General features: G+C 60.4%; 13 protein-coding genes. 7 read left to right on the forward strand and 6 right to left on the reverse strand.

The window, feature by feature from the left end:
* Positions 1-115: 115 nt before the first annotated feature.
* Positions 116-1,273: a Gfo/Idh/MocA family protein gene (locus tag Mhypo_RS06970; RefSeq protein WP_119340574.1), complete on the reverse strand. Its 1,158-nt coding sequence runs from the start codon at positions 1,271-1,273 to the stop codon at positions 116-118.
* A gap of 150 nt (positions 1,274-1,423) precedes the next feature.
* Between Mhypo_RS06970 and Mhypo_RS06975 the strand changes: the two genes are divergently transcribed.
* Both Mhypo_RS06975 and Mhypo_RS06980 read left to right on the forward strand, forming a co-directional pair.
* Entirely contained in the window at positions 1,424-2,143 is a 720-nt protein-coding gene (locus Mhypo_RS06975) for a ThuA domain-containing protein (protein WP_119340575.1), read from the forward strand.
* On the forward strand, positions 2,140-3,159 hold the full coding sequence (locus Mhypo_RS06980; RefSeq protein WP_119340576.1) for a Gfo/Idh/MocA family protein: 1,020 nt from the start codon (positions 2,140-2,142) through the stop codon (positions 3,157-3,159). Before Mhypo_RS06975 ends, Mhypo_RS06980 begins: the two co-directional genes overlap by 4 nt.
* Before the next feature lie 9 nt (positions 3,160-3,168).
* Here Mhypo_RS06980 and Mhypo_RS06985 read toward each other — a convergent pair whose 3' ends face one another.
* Positions 3,169-4,533 (reverse strand): tetratricopeptide repeat protein, encoded by a 1,365-nt coding sequence (locus Mhypo_RS06985; protein WP_119340577.1) that lies wholly within the window; start codon positions 4,531-4,533, stop codon positions 3,169-3,171.
* A gap of 560 nt (positions 4,534-5,093) precedes the next feature.
* Here Mhypo_RS06985 and ftsH point away from each other — a divergent pair.
* On the forward strand, positions 5,094-6,962 hold the full coding sequence (gene ftsH, locus Mhypo_RS06990) for an ATP-dependent zinc metalloprotease FtsH (protein WP_119340578.1): 1,869 nt from the start codon (positions 5,094-5,096) through the stop codon (positions 6,960-6,962).
* Between the two features lie 370 nt (positions 6,963-7,332).
* On the opposite strand, the gene Mhypo_RS06995 is transcribed toward ftsH, so the two are convergent.
* Both Mhypo_RS06995 and Mhypo_RS07000 read right to left on the reverse strand, forming a co-directional pair.
* Positions 7,333-7,719, reverse strand: a complete 387-nt coding sequence (locus Mhypo_RS06995) for a winged helix-turn-helix domain-containing protein (protein ID WP_119340579.1) — start codon at positions 7,717-7,719, stop codon at positions 7,333-7,335.
* A 47-nt stretch (positions 7,720-7,766) separates the two neighbouring features.
* Positions 7,767-8,225 (reverse strand): DinB family protein, encoded by a 459-nt coding sequence (locus tag Mhypo_RS07000; RefSeq protein WP_170148236.1) that lies wholly within the window; start codon positions 8,223-8,225, stop codon positions 7,767-7,769.
* Positions 8,226-8,527: 302 nt separating this feature from the next.
* On the opposite strand from Mhypo_RS07000, the gene Mhypo_RS07005 reads away from it, so the two are divergent.
* A complete protein-coding gene (locus Mhypo_RS07005) occupies positions 8,528-10,825 on the forward strand; it encodes a bifunctional acetate--CoA ligase family protein/GNAT family N-acetyltransferase (RefSeq protein ID WP_119340581.1) in 2,298 nt (765 codons plus the stop codon).
* Positions 10,826-10,881: 56 nt separating this feature from the next.
* On the opposite strand, the gene Mhypo_RS07010 is transcribed toward Mhypo_RS07005, so the two are convergent.
* Positions 10,882-11,880, reverse strand: a complete 999-nt coding sequence (locus Mhypo_RS07010) for a TRM11 family SAM-dependent methyltransferase (RefSeq protein WP_119340582.1) — start codon at positions 11,878-11,880, stop codon at positions 10,882-10,884.
* A gap of 170 nt (positions 11,881-12,050) precedes the next feature.
* Positions 12,051-12,854, reverse strand: a complete 804-nt coding sequence (locus Mhypo_RS07015; protein ID WP_119340583.1) for an AMP/ADP-polyphosphate phosphotransferase — start codon at positions 12,852-12,854, stop codon at positions 12,051-12,053.
* A gap of 157 nt (positions 12,855-13,011) precedes the next feature.
* Between Mhypo_RS07015 and Mhypo_RS07020 the strand changes: the two genes are divergently transcribed.
* The 3 genes from Mhypo_RS07020 to gyrA all read left to right on the forward strand — a co-directional run bounded on the left by Mhypo_RS07020 (position 13,012) and on the right by gyrA (position 18,114).
* Positions 13,012-14,211, forward strand: a complete 1,200-nt coding sequence (locus Mhypo_RS07020) for a DUF1800 domain-containing protein (protein ID WP_119340584.1) — start codon at positions 13,012-13,014, stop codon at positions 14,209-14,211.
* A gap of 31 nt (positions 14,212-14,242) precedes the next feature.
* Positions 14,243-15,415 carry a DUF1501 domain-containing protein gene (locus Mhypo_RS07025; RefSeq protein WP_119340585.1) on the forward strand — a complete coding sequence of 391 codons (1,173 nt, stop codon included), beginning with the start codon at positions 14,243-14,245 and terminating at the stop codon, positions 15,413-15,415.
* Between the two features lie 278 nt (positions 15,416-15,693).
* Positions 15,694-18,114, forward strand: coding sequence for a DNA gyrase subunit A (gene gyrA / locus Mhypo_RS07030; protein WP_119340586.1), 2,421 nt, complete (start codon positions 15,694-15,696; stop codon positions 18,112-18,114).
* Positions 18,115-18,207 lie beyond the last annotated feature (93 nt).

Genomic DNA, 18,207 nt, shown 5'->3' on the forward strand with positions numbered 1-18,207 from the left:
AAGTATCGAGCCAGGGGGCTCGGGCATCTGGTGCTTTTAGCCGCAGGCTCAGGGCAATCAGCTAATCGAAAACGAAGCATTGGCGGTACATCGAACATAGCCATTCCTGGTCTCCTCAATACTTCACTTTGGTCCACTTACCCGCCTTGCTGCTCGCCAGAATCGCCTCACACAAAGCCAGTGCCTTGTGACCATCCACGAAGGTAGCGTATAGCGGGTTTTTGCTGGGTCTGCCTGCCCCGATATCGGCATAGATGGCTTTGTAGAGTTGCTTGAAGGTATCGGGAAAACCCTCAGCATGGCCGCCGGGGTAGCTGGTGTAGGCAGCAGCGACCTCGCTGAGCAGCCCTGGGTCGCGCAACAGGATGCGGTTGGCCTCGTTGCGCCCCCCAATCCAGAGCTCCTCCGGGCGTTCGCCCTGCCATGCCAGGGCCTGTTTGCTTCCGGCAATCTCGTACTCAATCGCGTTCTTGCGCCCGGCGGTCACCTGCGAGACCGTCAGCACCCCCCGCTGCCCGCCCTTGAAGCGCAGCAACACGCTGGCGTAGTCCTCGGTGTCAATCTTGACCGGGGTGGCGGCCGGTTTCTTGCGGCCCTTTTGCCTGCTAAAGGTTTCCAGTGAGCTCTGGGGTGGTTGCTGCCGTACCGGATGAACGGTGTAGAGGTCGGCCATCACGCTCTCAACCTCGAGGCCGGTGATGAAGGTAATCAGGTCGAGCCAGTGGGTGCCGATATCGCCAACAGCCCGCAGCTCACCCCCTTGTGAGGCCAGTACCCGCCAGTTAAAGTCGGTGGGGTACAAAAGCCAGTCCTGCATGTAGCTGCCCCGAATATGCAGCACTTCACCAACGGCCCCTGAGCGCACCATGCTGCGGGCCTGGAGGTTGTGTGGATAAAAACGGAGGTTGTAGTTGATCGCCGTAACCTGTTTGGGGTGTCGCTTCGCGGCTGCAACCAGTTGCCGGGTTTCCTGGGTGTTCATACCCAGGGGCTTTTCACAGATCACATGCTTGCCTGCCTCGAGCGCCGCCAGCACCTGCCCCAGGTGAAACCGGTTGGGGCTGGCCAGGTGCACTACCGTAATTTCAGTATCGGAGAGCATCTCGGCATAGCTGGCATAGCCTTTGGGAAGTCCCAATTTCTGGGCGGCCGCGTCGGATTTAGACGGCGACGAACCCAGCACGCCCCCGACCTCCACCCCCAGCCGCCGAAGCGCCTCCACATGCACCGGGCCGATAAATCCGGTTCCCACTACCCCTACTTTTTGCCCCATGTCTTCCTCCTGTAGCGTACTGACAAACTGCTTGCGGGTGTTGGGCTACAGGATATCCCGCTTCGTGCTCCACACCCCACTGCCGAGCCCTGGACCTCCCCTAGCCTGCGATATAGTGACGCAGGAAGCAGAGAGGAACCCGGCAACCCTATGACCAAAGTGACCATCTGGAACGAATACCTGCATGAGCGCAGGAACGAAGCCGTTCGCCACATCTACCCTCAGGGAATTCACGGCGCCATTGCGCAAGGCTTGCAGGGCCTGGGCGACTTTAAGGTGCGTACAGCTACCCTCGAGGAGCCTGAGCATGGGCTGAGCCAGGCCGTTCTGGACGACACCGAGGTGTTGCTGTGGTGGGGGCATCTGGCCCACGACCAGGTAAGTGAGGCCGTGGTGGAGCGGGTACAGTTGCGGGTACTGTCGGGCATGGGCCTGATCGTGCTGCACTCAGGCCACTACGCCAGGGTATTCAAGCGCCTGATGGGCACTTTTTGCAGCCTCAAGTGGCGCGAGGCCGGCGAACGCGAGCGCCTGTGGAACCTGCGCCCCGACCACCCCATCCTGCAGGGCATTCCCGAGTACTTTGAGTTGCCCCAGGAGGAGATGTACAGCGAACGCTTCGACATCCCCGAGCCCGAGGAACTCTTGATGATCTCCTGGTTTCAAGGGGGCGAGGTATTCCGCAGCGCTTGCACCTGGAGGCGGGGCCACGGGCGCGTTTTCTACTTCCGCCCCGGCCACGAAACCTTTCCCACTTACCACCACCCCCACATCCTGCGCATCCTGGCCAATGCCTGCGTCTGGGCCCGGCAGCGGGTCAACCTGGACGTGACCCAAGCCCCCAATCAGGCCCCGCTGGAGCCCCTATGAAGGTGGGCATTATCGGTGCGGGCGGTATAGCGCTGTCGCACTACAAAGGCTACGTGGCCGGCGGCGCCGAGGTGGTGGCGCTGGCCGACATCAATCCTGCTGCCCTCGAGGCCCGCCAACGCGAATGGAATATCCCCCAGGTTTTTAGCGATTACCGCGACCTGCTGAAGCTAAAGGAGATTGAAGCCGTTTCGGTCTGTACCCCCAATGCGCTCCACTACCCCGTCACCCTCGCGGCGGTCAGGGTCGGCAAGCACGTCCTGTGCGAAAAGCCCATCTCGCTGTCCATTCGCGAGGCCAGGGCCATGATCCGGGCCGCTGCCAGAGCCGGCGTGACGCTGCAAATCAACCACCACCTGCGCTCCAACGGAGCTGCCTTCAAGGCCAAGCAAATCCTGGATAGTGGTGCGCTGGGCCGCGTTACCTTCATCCGCTTGCGTCAGGCCCACGACTGGGGCGGAAGCCCCCAGGTACGGGATTCCTTTGGCAAGAAGGCCCTGGCTGGCGGCGGAACGCTGCTCGACAACGGCTGCCACATGTTCGACCTGGCCCGTTATTTTGGCGGCCCGGTAGAGGAAATCTTCGCCCGCGTTGCCTCGCTCAAGTTCCCCATCGAGGTAGAAGACACCGCCCACGCCTCGCTGCGCTTTACCAGCGGAGCTATCGGTGAGGTGGAGGCTTCCTGGTCGGCCACGGGATGGGAAGAGGGTTTTTGGATTTACGGCACCGAAGGCGCGCTCGAGTACACCAACCGCTTGGGTAAGTCGGTTTTACGCCATAGCTTCCGCACCTCACCGGGCACGACCTGGGCCGAACCAGACGTAGCCCTCTATGACTTTGCCGGGGCTTCCAATCACACACGGCACATAGATAACTTCCTCGCTGCTATCAGGGGCGAACGCCCGGTCATTTGCAGCGGCGAGGACGGCCTGGAAGCTGTGCGGTTGGTGCTGGCTGCCTACGAGAGCGCCCGGCTTAACCAGCCCATCAGACTAAGCGGGTTTCGGGGCGACTGAAGACCGGTATCAGTTGAGCGTTCGACTCCCACCCATCAGGCTTCTGGCCCGCTCGAGGTAGTTGCTGAGGGTCTGGTGCCATTCGTCCGCCGGGTGCAAGTAAGACAACACCGCTTCGCTACGCGAAACGATCTCGTCAGGGCGACGAAACCCCAACTGCACCAGGGTATCCACCACCATTTGCTGGGCCGTGACCCAGTCGCGGCTGCCTTCGGGGGCTTCTTCACAGGCTTTGGTGTAGTGCTCGAGGGCCTCCTCCAGGTGCAGCAGGTCGTAAGCCAGGTTGCCCAGAATCAGATACCCCGCACTCGGACTGCCTAGTCGGATGGCCTGTTGGGCGGCCTGAGAAGCCTCCTCGTAGCGGCCCAGGCGGTAGAGAATCTCGGCCAGATCGCCATAGGCTTCACCCAGGTAGCCATACTCGGGGTCACGCATGACCTCACGTAGGGCCGACTCTGCTTCGGCCAACTCACCCGCCTCCAGGCAGGCGACCGCCAGTTCGTGCAGGGCATAGCTTTTGTCGGAGTCTTCGGCCCGCCGTACGGCCTCGCGGAAAGCTTCGATGGCTTCGCGGGGGTAGCCCAGTTGCATGAGGGCCTGTCCGTGTACGAGGGGGGTGCCGTGGGCCGCTTCGGCTCCTTCTCGCTCTTTGGCCAAAGCGCGCTGGATGGCCTCGAGGGCCAGGCTGGGGTTACCCAACAAAAGCTGGCTGCGGGCCTCGAGGTAGTAGCGGGTGGCCGCATCTTCCGGGTCCTCGATCTCGGGGGCGTCGGGCTCTGCTTCCCGCAGGGCCTCCAGGGCTTCCTGGCCCATTCCGGCCTCCACGAACATTGCCGCTGCATCTATCAGGTTCCAGTAGTGTTCCAGCCCCACCGCCAGCCGTGCGGCGTCCTTGTAGGCAGCAGCCGCCTCAGCGGCCTGGCCCAGGCGCTCCAGGGCCTTGCCCCGCAAAGTGTGGGCCCGCCAGGCCAGGAAAGCGGGTAGCTCGAGGGGCCGGTTCAGAATCTCCAGCGCCTCTTCTGGCAAGCCCAGGTACATCAGGGCCTGGGCCCGATGGTAGAGCGCACGTGGATCGGTGGTCTGGGGCAAAATTTGCCGCACATCTTCTTCCGAGGCCCCTTCCAGGGCCCGCATCTCGCCCAAAATGGCACGGTAACGGGGGTGGGCCTCGAGGGTGGGTACACTGCCCAGACCTTCTTCCAGGGCCCGGTTGGCCCCCTCGATACCCCCTTCCCCATACAGCGAATATGCCTCCGCCAGCAGCAAGGCCGCCTCGGCTGCATCCTGCCCCTGCGCCAGCGCCAATGTGCGTACCAGCGTCTCAAACGCCGTGTCGTAGTCGCCTTGGTAGAGGGCCTCGAGAACCGCTTGCATTGCTACCCATCATAAGGCGGAAAGCTGAAAGCAATGAGTGCTGCAGGATAAGCAACAGGCTACAAGCTCAAATCAATGAAACTCGCTACCAAAACGCCAGCCCTCTCCAGCTTATCTATCCTGCGAGGTCGCTTAGGGGCGATTTTCTCTATTCATACTCGATTCGGTTGATTCATTACTGAACGTTGACCAAATCAACCCAACCGAAAGGAGTTTCAATAAGACAACCTCTGGGGTTTCTTAAACTGTCCTTATAATGTTCGATATCAGGTGGGGTTGCTGACCAGCACCTTCTTGCAGCCTGCCGATTCAGGGCCTGGCCAAAGGATTCGCTCACAAGCCACCAGGTATTGCCGGGAGCGGTGTGGTTTTGCCAACGTGCCATGCGGATTTGCAAACTGGATGTAGCTTAAAGCCTCTCCCCGAACCGCTTTACACCCTAGGACTCATTCCTCACAGCGGGATTGAGTACCATATACTCAGTTAAGGTGCGTCAGTTCGCCGCTCAGTCGGTGGATTATGCATCGCCCGCCTGGCGGGCACCCAATGGAGGTTACGTTTTGCCTACGCGCATCAATCCCTGGAGCTTGATAGTTGTCGTCATCCTGGCCTATTGGCTCTTTACCCTATTTGGCGGCAGCAACAACACCCGCACCACCGTGTCGTATAGCGATTTTATAGCCTATGTCGAGCAAGGCAAGGTCGCCCGGGTGGTGTTGCAAGAGGGCCGTATCAACGGCTTTTTCAAAGCCCCTGAGCGCATTCAGGTTGGCAACGCCACCGAAACCACCGATCGCTTTACCGTCATCGCGCTCCCTCCGGGCTTCAGCGACCCGCAGTTCACCAACCTGCTGCGCCAGAATGGGGTCGAGATTACCAACCGCCCCCCCAGCGTGTGGGGACAGTTGCTGTTTACCCTCTTGCCGATTCTGCTCCTGATTGGCTTCTGGTGGTTCTTCTTCATGCGTTCGCAGGGGGGAGCAGGTCAGGTCATGCAGTTTGGGCAGAGCCGGGCCCGGCAGTATGGCAAGGAGCGAAGGGTCAGTACCACCTTCAAGGATGTGGCCGGGCATAACGAAGCCAAGCGAGAACTGATGGAAGTGGTGGACTTCCTCAAGAACCCGCAGAAGTACATTGCCATTGGGGCCGAGATTCCCAAGGGTGTGCTGCTGGTCGGGCCGCCTGGCACCGGTAAAACCCTCCTGACCCGCGCCGTAGCCGGGGAAGCGGGTGTGCCTTTCTTCTCGGTTTCGGCCTCGGAGTTCATGGAGATGTTTGTGGGGGTGGGGGCCAGCCGGGTGCGCACCTTGTTTGAGGAAGCCCGCCGCAACGCCCCGGCCATCATCTTTATCGATGAGCTCGACTCGATTGGACGCAAGCGCGGTGCTGGCATTGGCGGCGGCCACGACGAGCGGGAACAGACCCTCAACCAGATTCTTTCCGAGATGGACGGCTTCGAGAAGGACACCAGTGTCATCGTGCTGGCGGCGACCAACCGCCCGGACATTCTGGATCCGGCCCTGTTGCGCCCGGGGCGCTTTGACCGCCAGGTGGTTATTGGGCTCCCCACCCTGGAAGAACGCAAGGAGATTTTGCAGGTACACATGCGGGGCAAGAAGTTCGCCCCCGATGTGGACGTGAACAACCTGGCCCGCCTCACCCCGCAGTTCAGCGGAGCCGACCTGAAAAACCTGGTCAACGAAGCCGCCTTGCAAGCCGCTCGCGAAAACGCCACCGAGATTACCAACGCACACTTCCAGACCGCGCTCGACAAAATTATGCTGGGTCTGGAACGGGGAACCCTGAAGCTCAGCGAGCAGGAGAAGCGGGCCGTGGCCTACCACGAAGCGGGTCACGCGATTGCGGGTGAGGTGCTGCCCTATGCCGACAAGACCGAGAAGGTCTCGATTGTGCCCAGAGGTATGGCCCTGGGGGTACGCTGGAGCAAGCCCGAGGAACGCATCCTGATGAGCAAGGAACACCTCGAGGATACCCTGGCTATGACCCTGGCAGGCCGGGCTGCAGAAGAATTATTTGTCGGTACCATCACCACCGGGGCCTCCAACGATTTCAAACAAGCCACCAGTCTGGCCAAGCAAATGGTGCTGGACTGGGGCATGGGCGACCACTTCAAAAACGTGGCCTGGGGCTCCAACACAGGGCCTATCTTCTTGGGTGAGGAAATTGCTAAGAAACAGGACCACTCCGAAGAGACCAGTCGCCTTATCGACGCTGATATACGCGCTATTCTGGACCGGGCCTACGAAAAAGCCAAACAGGTATTATCCGACAACGCCAAGGCCGTACACCAACTCTCCGAGGAACTTCTGGAGTCGGAAATTGTACAGGGTGAGCGCGTGCGCGAGATTATTGCCCAGGCCAAGCGCCCCGAAGCAGTAGCTCCAGCGGCCTTCAATCCGGAAATCTGAAACTCCATATAGCTTTTGATACCGGATTCAAAAAGACAGTTTACAAAACCAAAAAAACTGTAGGTTGTCTTTTTGAATCCTAGAGCACACCCCTCCCTGTCGGTTGGCGAAGAAAGCGTCTCCCCTTACTACGGACGGCATCGCCCTCCGCTACTCGGATAACTTCGCTCGGTGCCACCCTTTGTGACGAACCGACCGAATCTGGTATTACGTATCAATGCGCCCTTTACCAAAAGGAGGACTCCCCGGTCTGGCAACCGGGGAGAGTTACATGAAGCGTCTGGCATCTGAATACTAACATATAGCATTTTTTGTGTCAACACTTTGCGTAAAATATCTTGTATTGTGCAAAATGTATAATCAAAAACTATCATTTGTTTCTTTTTACATTTACGTTCTGCAAAACATCGGTATCTTTACGCCAGTCGGCAAAAGCCACGGCAAAACGGGCCTCGAGTTCTGCTTCTGATTCCTGAGCAAAACGCCGGTACCGCTCGACCAGCTCCAGGGCATCTGTGGTAAGCGTGCTGCCCCCGCCGCCTTCTCCCCCGGAGTGGCGCTCCAAAAGTGGAAAGCCCAGCCCTTCCTCGGCTTTTTTAAGCCTGTCCCAAGCGCCGCGGTAGCTCAGTCCGATGGCTTTAGCCCCGGCCTTGAGGCTGCCGCGCTCGGCTACCGCTACGAGTAAGCGTAAAGTACCCGGCCCCAGCAAAAAATTGCCCGTGTCGGACTCGAGCCAAAACTTCGTCTTTAGCCGCATGTTTTCAGAGTACAGCCAATCGCAACTGATTCCAAATGGAACCAGGGCTAGCGCAACCGGCGGCTTTCTAGATCGGCATGAAGATTAAGGTAAAACAGCCAGCCCTTGACCGAGAGGGGCCCCAGGCTGTTGTGGGGGATTTTTTCGCCGACAGGAAGGTCTTCCAAGCGCTTGACCAGGGCCAAAGTCTGCTGGCGGGTGGCCTGGAACTCCTCGGCCAGTCTATCGTGGGTGAGGCCCTCGGGCGGCTTGTAGGGGTGGTGCCCATCCATCAGCAAAGGTTCACCCAGCGCAACCCGCAACCGCCGCTGACCCCAGCGTTCGATGCCGATAATGTGGCGGATGGTTTTTCCCGTCTGGGACGACCTGGACTTACGGATACGAGCAACAATTTGTGGGCCGCTCTGTTCCAGCGCGCGGTACAGTTGAACATAGCTGCGGCGCGAGGCAGGCCCTTCCACAAACCACGGTACCCCCAGTCGCATGACCTGATCTCGAAGTTTCATATGCCCAACATACGCCATTGGGTCTGAGTTCGTCAGCGTTCTGAAAAGCAATTGGATGTTCACCCATAGCTGCTTTTCCCGGCGCTTACACAGTCCGGCTTGTTTGTGGAAAATCCGACAAATCCTCATCCGAGCGGTCTTGTAACCAATAGCTCGGTATGCACTACTTTCCTCTTCAATAAGCCGCACATCGCAATTTTGGGCAATCAACATGCTTCAAAACGTACCGCGAAATAAGTTACCGGTGCACGAGGACAGTCTTCCCAGGCGAATGTCGCTATCCTGTTAGTCAGGACGGTTCTATGCCCCAACGCTACATTCCACCCCCCACCCCGCAATATGCCCTCGAGTCCGGTCCCATCCTGCTCAAGGATGGCCGCACCGCCACCCTGAGGCCCGCTAAACCCGAAGACCGGCCTTTGTTTGTGGAGTTCCTCGAGCGCCTCTCGCCCCAGGCCCGCACCTTCCGGTTTTTCTCGGAAGTCCGCCCCGAAACTGCCGCCGACCTGCTGCTTCGCAAGCCTCCAGACGAGGACAAGGTCACCCTGGTGGTACTCTCGGGCGACCCCGAGCGCATTATTGCCACCGGGGAGTATGTGCAGGAGGGGCCGGGTTCTACCTCCGCCGAAGTGGCTTTTCTGGTAGACGACTGGTATCAGGGCAAAGGTCTGGGTTCGCTCTTGCTCGAGCGACTGGCCTTGATTGGCGTTCAGCGGGGCATCCGGCGTTTTCATGCTTTCACCCTGGCCGAGAACAAACAGATGCTGGATGTGTTCAAAGCCAGCGGCTTTAAAGTAGAGTCCCACACCGACTCCGGTGAGGTCGAGGTCAGCTTTGAGATTGAACCCAGCCCGGAAATGGTCGCCAGGTTCGAGCTGCGAGAGCGGGTGGCTACCGTGGCCTCGCTGATGCCGGTCTTGCGTCCAAAGGGGGTAGCGGTGGTGGGGGCCTCCCGCGACCCCAAGAGCGTAGGCTACCAGGTTCTGGAACACCTCATACTGAACCGTTTTCAAGGCCCGGTCTATCCGGTGAATCCCGCGGCTACCCCTGCGGCGGGCGACGTGCCGGTGGTGGGCTCGATGCTGGCCTACACCTCCATCAAAGCCGTGCCGGGGCCGGTTGACCTGGCCATTGTGACCACCCCCCGCGACAAGGTACTCGAGGCCGCCGAAGCCTGTGGACAGCGAGGGGTACGGGCCCTGATGGTGGTGACTACCGACATGGAGACACCCCAGATCAAAACCCTGTTACAGACCTGTCGCCACTACGGGATGCGGCTCCTGGGGCCGGGTTCGCTGGCCCTCATGAGCACCAGCCCGGAAGTGCAGCTTTGCGCCGGGCTGACCTCCCGGCTACCGCCTAAAGGACGCATCGCCATGTCCAGCCAGAGCGGCGCGGTAGGGCTGGCCGTGCTGGAATACGCCCGCGAGATGGGGTTGGGGTTCTCCAACTTTGTGTCGCTGGGGGCCAAGGTTGACATCTCCTCCAACGACCTGATCCAGTACTGGGAAGAAGACCCCGATACCGGACTGATCCTGCTGTATGTGGAGTCGTTTGGCAACCCCCGGCGGTTTGCCCGCTTGGCCAGGCGGGTAGGGCGCAAAAAGCCCATCCTGGCGGTGCGACCCGGACGTGACCCGGTGGTGGAGGCCCTTTTCCAGCAAACCGGGGTGGTGCGGGCCGAAAATCTGGAAGAGATGTTCGACATTGCGGCCATGCTGGCCCACCAACCCCTGCCGGAAGGCCCCAAGGTGGCCATGCTTACCAATGCCTCGGGGCCCGCTTATCTGGCCAAAGACGCCCTCGAGGCCGAAGGGCTTGTTGCCGAGGTGCGCGACCTGGGCTCCCGTGCCTCCGCCGAGCAGTACCTGGCGGCAGCGCGCGAACTCCTGTCCAGCGGTTATAACGCTGCTATTGCTTTGTTTGTACCCCTGGGTTATGCCACCCTGGATGAAGTAGGCGAGGCTCTACGTACCGCCCTGAAAGAAGCCCGTGAACAGGGCGTGAGCATCCCAGTCCTGACCTGCTTCATGACTTCTGGGCGGCCCCGGGTGCGGCTGGGAGAAGAGCTGGTTCCTTCGTACCGCTTCCCTGAGTCGGCAGGGAAAGCCCTGGCGGCCGCTTACGCCTACGCCCAGTGGCGCAAGAAACCGCCTGGGGAAATTCCCGACCACGGGGTACAAGAAGATGAAGCCCGGGCGCTGGTGGGTACAGCCAAAGGCCTCCTGAGCGCAGCACATACCAAGCAACTGCTGGGCTACTTTGGCCTAAAAGTGTCGGATTCCAGCGAGGGCATCGCCCTGACCCTGCGGGTCGTGAGCGACCCCCTGTTTGGCCCGGTTTTGACGCTGGCACTCACGGGTCTGCCGTTGGGCGAGCAACAACTGGGCATCCGCATCACCCCCCTTACCGATATCGAAGCACTAGAGATGCTGGCCCCCCTATCGGGCAAGGCCCACCTGGAAAGCCTGCAAGATGTGCTGCTGCGGGTCTCGAGGCTGCTGGAAGAGCTGCCGGAAGTAGAGGGTCTGGAGTTAGGTATGCTGGCTGCCCCACAAAGCACTTCCATCTGCCAGGCTCAGGTTCGGCTCAGGAGCTAGACCAAGCGTAATCTGCAAAGGGTGGGTTTCTTGCTCCGCTTGCAGGGGCCCCACCGTCAGCCGTTTGCTGTCGGTTTCCGGCCCACAAAAATGCTCCAGTCCTCCTCGCCATCCTCTGAAACAGCCAGGTGGTAGTGCTGGGGCTCGATATCCTGCTCGCTCAACAGGTTTTCCACAGGGGCCACAAACGCCCACCGCAGCAGCCCGTCCCTGCGGATCAGCCCGCGCGGCTTATGGTCGGGCCGCACAATCAGCACCAGCCGCCCCCCGGGTTTGAGCACCGGCAGGGCATGCTCGAGGTGCCCCGAGAGCCAGTTGGCGTAATCGGTCTCGGGGTGCTCGTGTATTTTGGGGTCGAAGACGTTTTGGGCAAACCAGGCAAAGGTAGGCGGGTGCAGTACCAGCAAATCGGCCACCTCTTCGCCCAGGGCTTTGGCCAGGTCGGCAATGTCGAGCCGCTTCACCAGGCAGTCGTCTCCGTTCAGATCGCTCCCCCAGGCCTGGCGGCCCAGCTCGAGGGCTTTTTGCACTACCGTCCCCTCGCCGGCCATGGGGTCTACCACCCACTCCCCCGGCCGGCTGTACCGTTCCACCAGCACCTCGGCTATCGCAGGGTTCAGACCCTCGAGCCGACGCAACCGTACATCGGTGGGAAAAATCCAGACCGGCCTGGTCGCCCAGTTGGGCAGCGCCCGCCGCTTGACCAGCAGGCTGCGCCAGGCCCGTGCTTTGGCTGCTTCCTGGAGCTGGGCTATTTCCAGTTCATGCCTGCGATAGCGGCTTTGCAGCTTGTGCAGCTCGGCAAAGCTGGCCCCCGCGGCCAGCATCTCGCGCAGGACGGGGCCCAGGGGCGGCCTGGCACAGGCCAGGGGCAGCACCGTGTAGCGCAGGTGCTTGGTGCTGCCCAGCCCGAGCCGGTGTGTAAAAGCCGCAAAGGAAGCCTGATCCAGCCCCAGCAGGGCCTCTGCGGTCTCCGGGTCGCTGGCTTTGGGCCGGCCCAGATAGTCCCGGCCCACCTCCAACACCCTCTGATAAACCTGGTAAGCCTTTGGCATACAGCTTCATTTTGCCGCTCGAGCGATTTCTGTTCGACGGAAATTACGACCCGACTAGAGCGCTCTTCACATAGAATCTCCCGAGAACGACCCCGAGCAGGTACGCAAAGCCCAGCAAACCTGGCAGGAGTGGGTCTACTCGGCGCCCAATCCCTGGTAGGGACGCCCGCTCACTCGATCACGATTTTCTCGAGGCCAATCTCCGGCTTGGGGTACTGCATCTTGAGGCTTTCCAGGGTTTCGACCAGGATGCTACTCACCAACCAGTTGCGATACCAGTTCTTGTTAGCCGGTATCACGTACCAGGGGGCGTACGCGGTGCTGGTCTCGCGCAGGGCGTCCTCGAAGGCTTCCTGGTACTGGTCCCATAGTTTGCGGTCGTCGAGATCGCCCTTGCGAAACTTCCAGCGCTTCTCGGGGTTGTCCAGGCGCTCTTGCAGGCGTTCACGCTGCTCGTCTTTGGAGATGTGCAAAAAGAACTTGAGGATGGTAGTGCCCTCGTCGGCTAACATTCGTTCGAACTCCCGGATGTGGTGGTAACGCTTTTGCCAGACCTCTTTGGGCACCAGGTTCTTGACCCGTACTACCAGCACGTCTTCGTAGTGCGAGCGATTGAAGATGACCAACTCGCCCTTGCGGGGCACCTGCTGATGCACGCGCCAGAGGTAATCGCGGGCCAGCTCATGCTCGGTGGGTACGCCAAAGCTGGCCACCCGCACCCCGCTGGGGTCTACCCCGTCGAAGACCACCCGGATGGTGCCATCCTTGCCGCCAGCGTCCATAGCCTGCAACACCACCAGCACCTTATGCTTGCCTTCGGCAAAGAGCAGTTCTTGTAGCCTTTCCAACTTTTTGTTAAGCGCTTCCAGCGCCACCAGGGCTTCCTGTTTACCTCCCTTGAAGGCGCTGGTGTCGTCGGGGTCAAAATCCTCGAGGCGAAATGACCTGCCGGATTCAACACGATACTTTTTCATAACGCTCCTTTGTCGCGGATTTTATGCCAGATCATGCGGGCACCGCAAAGGCGAGGGCTCCATACCCCTGATGATCTCTGACCTCTAGCCGTTCGTAATCTTCCTTAAGGCTGATTTCAGGTAGGTGGGCTATTTTCTAGCCAAGAGGAAATTCACGATGGCTCGAGCACTGACCTACCCCCAAGCCACCCACCTGCTGCGCCGGGCCGCCGCAAGAGGGCGAAAGCAGGAGGCCCAACAACTTGTGGAGATGGGCCTCGAGGCCGCCGTAGACCACCTGCTGCGCGACCCGGCCCCGGCCCCCATCTACACCACCGCCGCCACCCGCAACGAACGCGGCCAGCAGCACCGCGAAATCAGCCAACTCTGGCTGAACCACTGGCTCACCACCCCTACCCCCGCCGCCGAGCGGATGGTGCTCTTCTGGCATGGCCACCTGACCTCGGAGTTCCGCGAGACCATGGGGGCCCAGGGCATAGACTTCTGGAACCAGTTTGCCACCTTCCGGCAACTGGGCTACGGGCCCTATGGCGAACTTCTGAAGGCCATCGCCCGTAATCCGGTAATGCTCCTCTACCTCAACAACGCCCAAAGCAGAAAGGAACACCCCAACCAGAACTGGGCGCGGGAACTGCTCGAGCTTTACACCATCGGGCCCGGCCACTATACCGAGCAGGACATCCTGGAAGCAGCGCGGGCTTTCACCGGCTGGACGGTGCGGCTTCCCGGCAACCAGCGGCCCCGCGAGGCCAGCGCCAATGTGGCCTACGAGTTTTTTTTCAACCGCAACTGGCACGACACGGGCGAGAAAACCTTCCTGGGCAAGCGCATCAGATCTGGCGAGGAGGTGCTGGAAATCCTGATTGCCCACCCCAAGACCTACGAATTCGTGGGGCGTAAACTGCTGAAGTTTTATCTATGCCCCGACCCCCCCGAGCCGCTGGTGCAGGAGGGAGCGCGGGTCTTCCGCAGCAGCGGAACGAAAGAGTTTTTGCGCTGGCTCTTCACCCACGAAGCCTTCTACAACCCGGAGTACCGCAATGCCCTCATCAAAAGCCCGCTGGAGTACCTGGTGGGGCTGTGGTATGCCGCCGGGGTTAGCAGGGTGGATTTTGAGGAGCGACCCGGGCGGGGGCTTTACCAGGCTTTAGCAGCCATGGGACAAATTCCTTTCGACCCGCCCAATGTGGCGGGGTGGGACGGGGGCCTGGCCTGGCTGGCCGAGTCGCCCTTCCTCACGCGGCTCAATGTGCTGGCGGGTTTTGCGGGTCGGGAGCGCGGCCTCGACCTCGAGGTATTCATGGACAACGCCGGGGGTGCTTTGGCCCTGGTTAAGCCGGAGGCCCAGCTCCTGTAACGTCAGCTTTAGAACCCTTGACGAGGTTTACATGAACCGACGCGACTTTATCCAAAAATCCCTACTGACCCTGGCCCTGGGACAGGGCGCACCCTCGCTGCTCTCCAGAACGGCTCTGGCGGCGCAGTCCAGGGACAAAATCCTGGTGGTCATCAACCTGTTTGGCGGCAACGACCAGCTCAACACCCTGATTCCCTACCGTAACGAACTGTATTACCGCCTGCGCCCCAACATCGCCATCAAACGTGAGGAAGTCCTGGATTTGGGAGCCAATGGGCAAAAACTGGGCTTTCACCCCGAACTCAGACCACTGATGTCGATGTGGAACAACGGTGAGCTGGCCATCATCCCGCAGGTGGGCTACCCCAACCCCAACCGCAGTCACTTTATTTCCACTTCCATCTGGCACACCGCCGACCCCAGCCGCAGGCAAGAAACCGGCTGGCTGGGCCGCTGGGGCGATCTCCAGGACGACCCTTTCTGCGACACCTTCCTGGGCGGAGCCACCCCCCAGGCCCAGATGGGCGAGCGGCGCAGCGCACCTGCTATTAGCAGCATTGATGCCTTCAGTATTCGGCTGCCTCGGCAGTTCGAGGAAGCGTTCAACAAGGAGGCCCGCCTAGCCCGCAGCGGTACCGCCGAGCAGGTGCGGCAGGCTATGCTCTCGCTGAAGGGGGCCCTGGACAAAATCGGGCGGCTGCGCGAGGTGAAAAACCGCGCCCAGTACCCCGACAACGCCTTTGGCCGAAGCATGGGCGACATCGCCCGCATGATTGCCGGGGGGCTGGGCAGCAGCGTCTACTACACCACCCTAGGCGGCTGGGACACCCACGCTGGTCAACCCCCGCGCCAGGCTGAGCTCCTGGGCTATGTGGCCCAGGCTACCGCCGCCTTTCGTGCGGATATGAAGGCCATTGGTCGGGATAGGGACGTAATGATTATGGTTTTCAGCGAGTTTGGGCGACAGGTCGCCGAAAACGCCTCCTTTGGCACCGACCACGGAGAGGGTGGGCTGATGTTGGTACTCGGAGGTGGCGTGAAGGGCGGGTTGTTTGGCAGTGAACCCGACTTAGAAGACCTCGAGCTCAACGCTCTCAAATACCAGACCGATTTCCGCAACGTCTACGCCACCGCCCTGAACTGGATTGCGGCCAACCCCAAAGAGGTGCTGGGGGCGGATTTCAGCCCGGTGGCCTTGTGGTGAGCCTACCGGGCAGGTGCTTCAAACCAAAGAGAGTGGCCAATACCTCCTTTACGCCTACCGTGCACTAGGAGGTGGCTGGTAGGGAGTAGGGTGCAGTCGTTGAAAACTACCGCCTACCACCTACCCCCATCTCGCGCGTCGGTAATGTGCTCAACAATAGCCCAAAGCGGCAATTTATGTTTTTGACGTAAAAGCCCAGATAAGGTATAATATTTTGTTGGATAGAAAGCGCGTCCAAGGCGCTTTTTTTGTGCCGAAAACGAAACAGGAGATATTGAATGTCCCAAGTCCTACCGATTGAAATCACCGACGAAGTCAAACAAAGCTTCATCAACTACGCCATGTCGGTCATAGTGGATCGGGCCTTGCCCGACGTGCGCGACGGCCTTAAGCCGGTGCAGCGGCGCATCCTCTACGGCGCCTATCAGGACGGCGTACTCCCCAACCGCAAACACGTCAAGAGCGCCAAAATCGTGGGTGAGGTAATGGGGAAGTACCACCCCCACGGCGATGCAGCCATCTACGACACCATGGTACGCATGGCCCAGGATTGGAGCCTGCGCTATCCCCTCATCGACGGGCAAGGGAACTTTGGCTCGATTGACAACGACCCCCCCGCGGCCCCGCGCTACACCGAGGCCCGCCTCTCCAACCTGGGCTACGAGATGCTGCAGGACCTCGACAAGGAGACCGTGCCCATGGTGCCCAACTACGACGGCACCCAGGAGCAGCCCGAGGTCTTGCCTTCTGCCCTACCCAACATGCTGGTTAATGGTGCTGCCGGCATCGCCGTCGGGATGGCGACCAGCCTCCCGCCGCACAACCTCTCCGAGACCATTGATGCCCTGGCCCTGATGATTGACAACCCCGACGTGACCCTGGATGAAATCATGAAGGTGCTACCAGGGCCGGATTTCCCGACGGGGGCCAAGCTCTCCCGACGCGGCATCAAGGAAGCCTACGCTACCGGGCGCGGCAGCCTCAAGGTACGGGCCAGGGTGCGCAACGAAGACAAAAACGGGCGGGCCATGCTGGTCTTCACCGAGATTCCCTACCAGGTTAACAAGGCCGACCTCATTACCCAGATCGCCGCCCTGGTGCGCAACAAGGTGATTGACGAGATCTCGGCCCTGCGCGATGAGTCCGACCGTCAGGGCATGCGTATCGCCATCGAACTCAAGCGGGGGGCCAACCCCCAGGTGGTGCTCAACAAGCTGTACAAGCACTCGCGTCTGCAAACCAGCTTCACCGTCAACCTGCTGGCCATTGTGAACGGCGAACCCAAGGTGCTTACCCTGCTGCAGATGATGCGCCACTACCTCGACCACCGGGGCGAGGTGGTGCGTAAGCGCACCGAGTACGAGCTGCGCAAGGCCAAAGAGCGCGCTCATGTGCTGGAAGGGCTGCTGATCGCCCTCGACCACATTGACGAGGTCATCGCCTTGATTCGCGCCTCGCAGGATGCCGCCGAAGCCCGCACCGGGCTGATCAGCCGCTTCAGCCTGACCGAGATTCAGGCCCAGGCCATTCTGGACATGCGCCTGCAGCGGTTGGTGGGTCTGGAGCGCGACAAGCTGCAAGAAGAGTACCGTGAACTGATGGAGGAAATTGGTCGCCTCGAGGCCATTTTAGGTGACCAGAAGCGGCTGTGGCGGGTGGTCAAGAACGAACTCCTCGAGATCAAGAAGAAATATGGCGACCAGCGCCGCACCCAGATCACTGAGTTCGAGGAAGGCTTCAGCATCGAAGACCTGATCGAAGACGAAGAAATGGTGATCACCCTGACCAGCCAGGGCTTCATAAAGCGTACCCCGCTCGAGGCCTACCGCGCACAGGGGCGTGGGGGTATGGGAGCCCAGGCCGGCAAAACCAAGGAGGAAGACGAGGCCATCTCGGTGTTTGTGGCCTCTATGCACGACACCCTGTTGATCTTCACCAACCGGGGCCGGGTCTACGGCGAGAAGGTACACGAACTCCCCGAGGCCAGCCGCCAGGCCCGGGGAACCCACGTGGTCAGTCTGCTTCCCTTGCAAGAAGGCGAAGAGGTAGCAGCTCTCCTGAACGTGCGCGACCTGACCCAGGAAGGCTACTTTGTATTTGCTACCAAGAACGGCCTGATCAAGCGCACCGAGATCAAGGAGTACCAGAACCTCAGCAGCGCCGGCCTCATCGCCATCAATTTGGTCGAGAACGATGCCCTGATTGGTGTGGCCATCGCCCAGGAGGGCGACCAGGCCATGCTGGCCACCCTCAGTGGTCAGGCCATCCGCTTCGAACTTTCCGATGTACGCGCTACCGGGCGGGCCAGCCAGGGCGTAACAGGCATCCGCTTCAAAGAAGGCCGCGACGACCGGGTGGTTTCGCTGGTTATTCTGCCCAAAGGCGAGGAAGGTGAGGTGCTGGCGGTGGGCACCTACGGCTACGGCAAGCGCACCCCCGTCTCCGAATATCCCCTGCAAGGCCGGGGTGGTATGGGCGTCATCACCTTCAACACCAACGACAAGGTGGGGCAGTTGGCGGCCCTTATTCGTGTACAGGGCAACGAAGACCTGCTGGTGCTCTCGCGTCGCGGCATAGCCATCCGCACCAAGGTTTCCAGCATCTCGCAGTACGGACGGGCTACCAGCGGCGTGAAAGTGATGAACCTGAGCGATAAGGATGAGCTGGCCTCGGCCTTCGTGATTGCGCCACAAGATTAAGCTTCGCCACAGTGAATAACTCGAAGGTCAAAAGTCAAAGCGCAGAGAAGAAGCAAAATCCTTTTTGTCCCACGCTCATCTGACCCTGCAACA

This window comes from Meiothermus hypogaeus, from assembly GCF_003574035.1.
Lineage (GTDB): Bacteria > Deinococcota > Deinococci > Deinococcales > Thermaceae > Meiothermus > Meiothermus hypogaeus.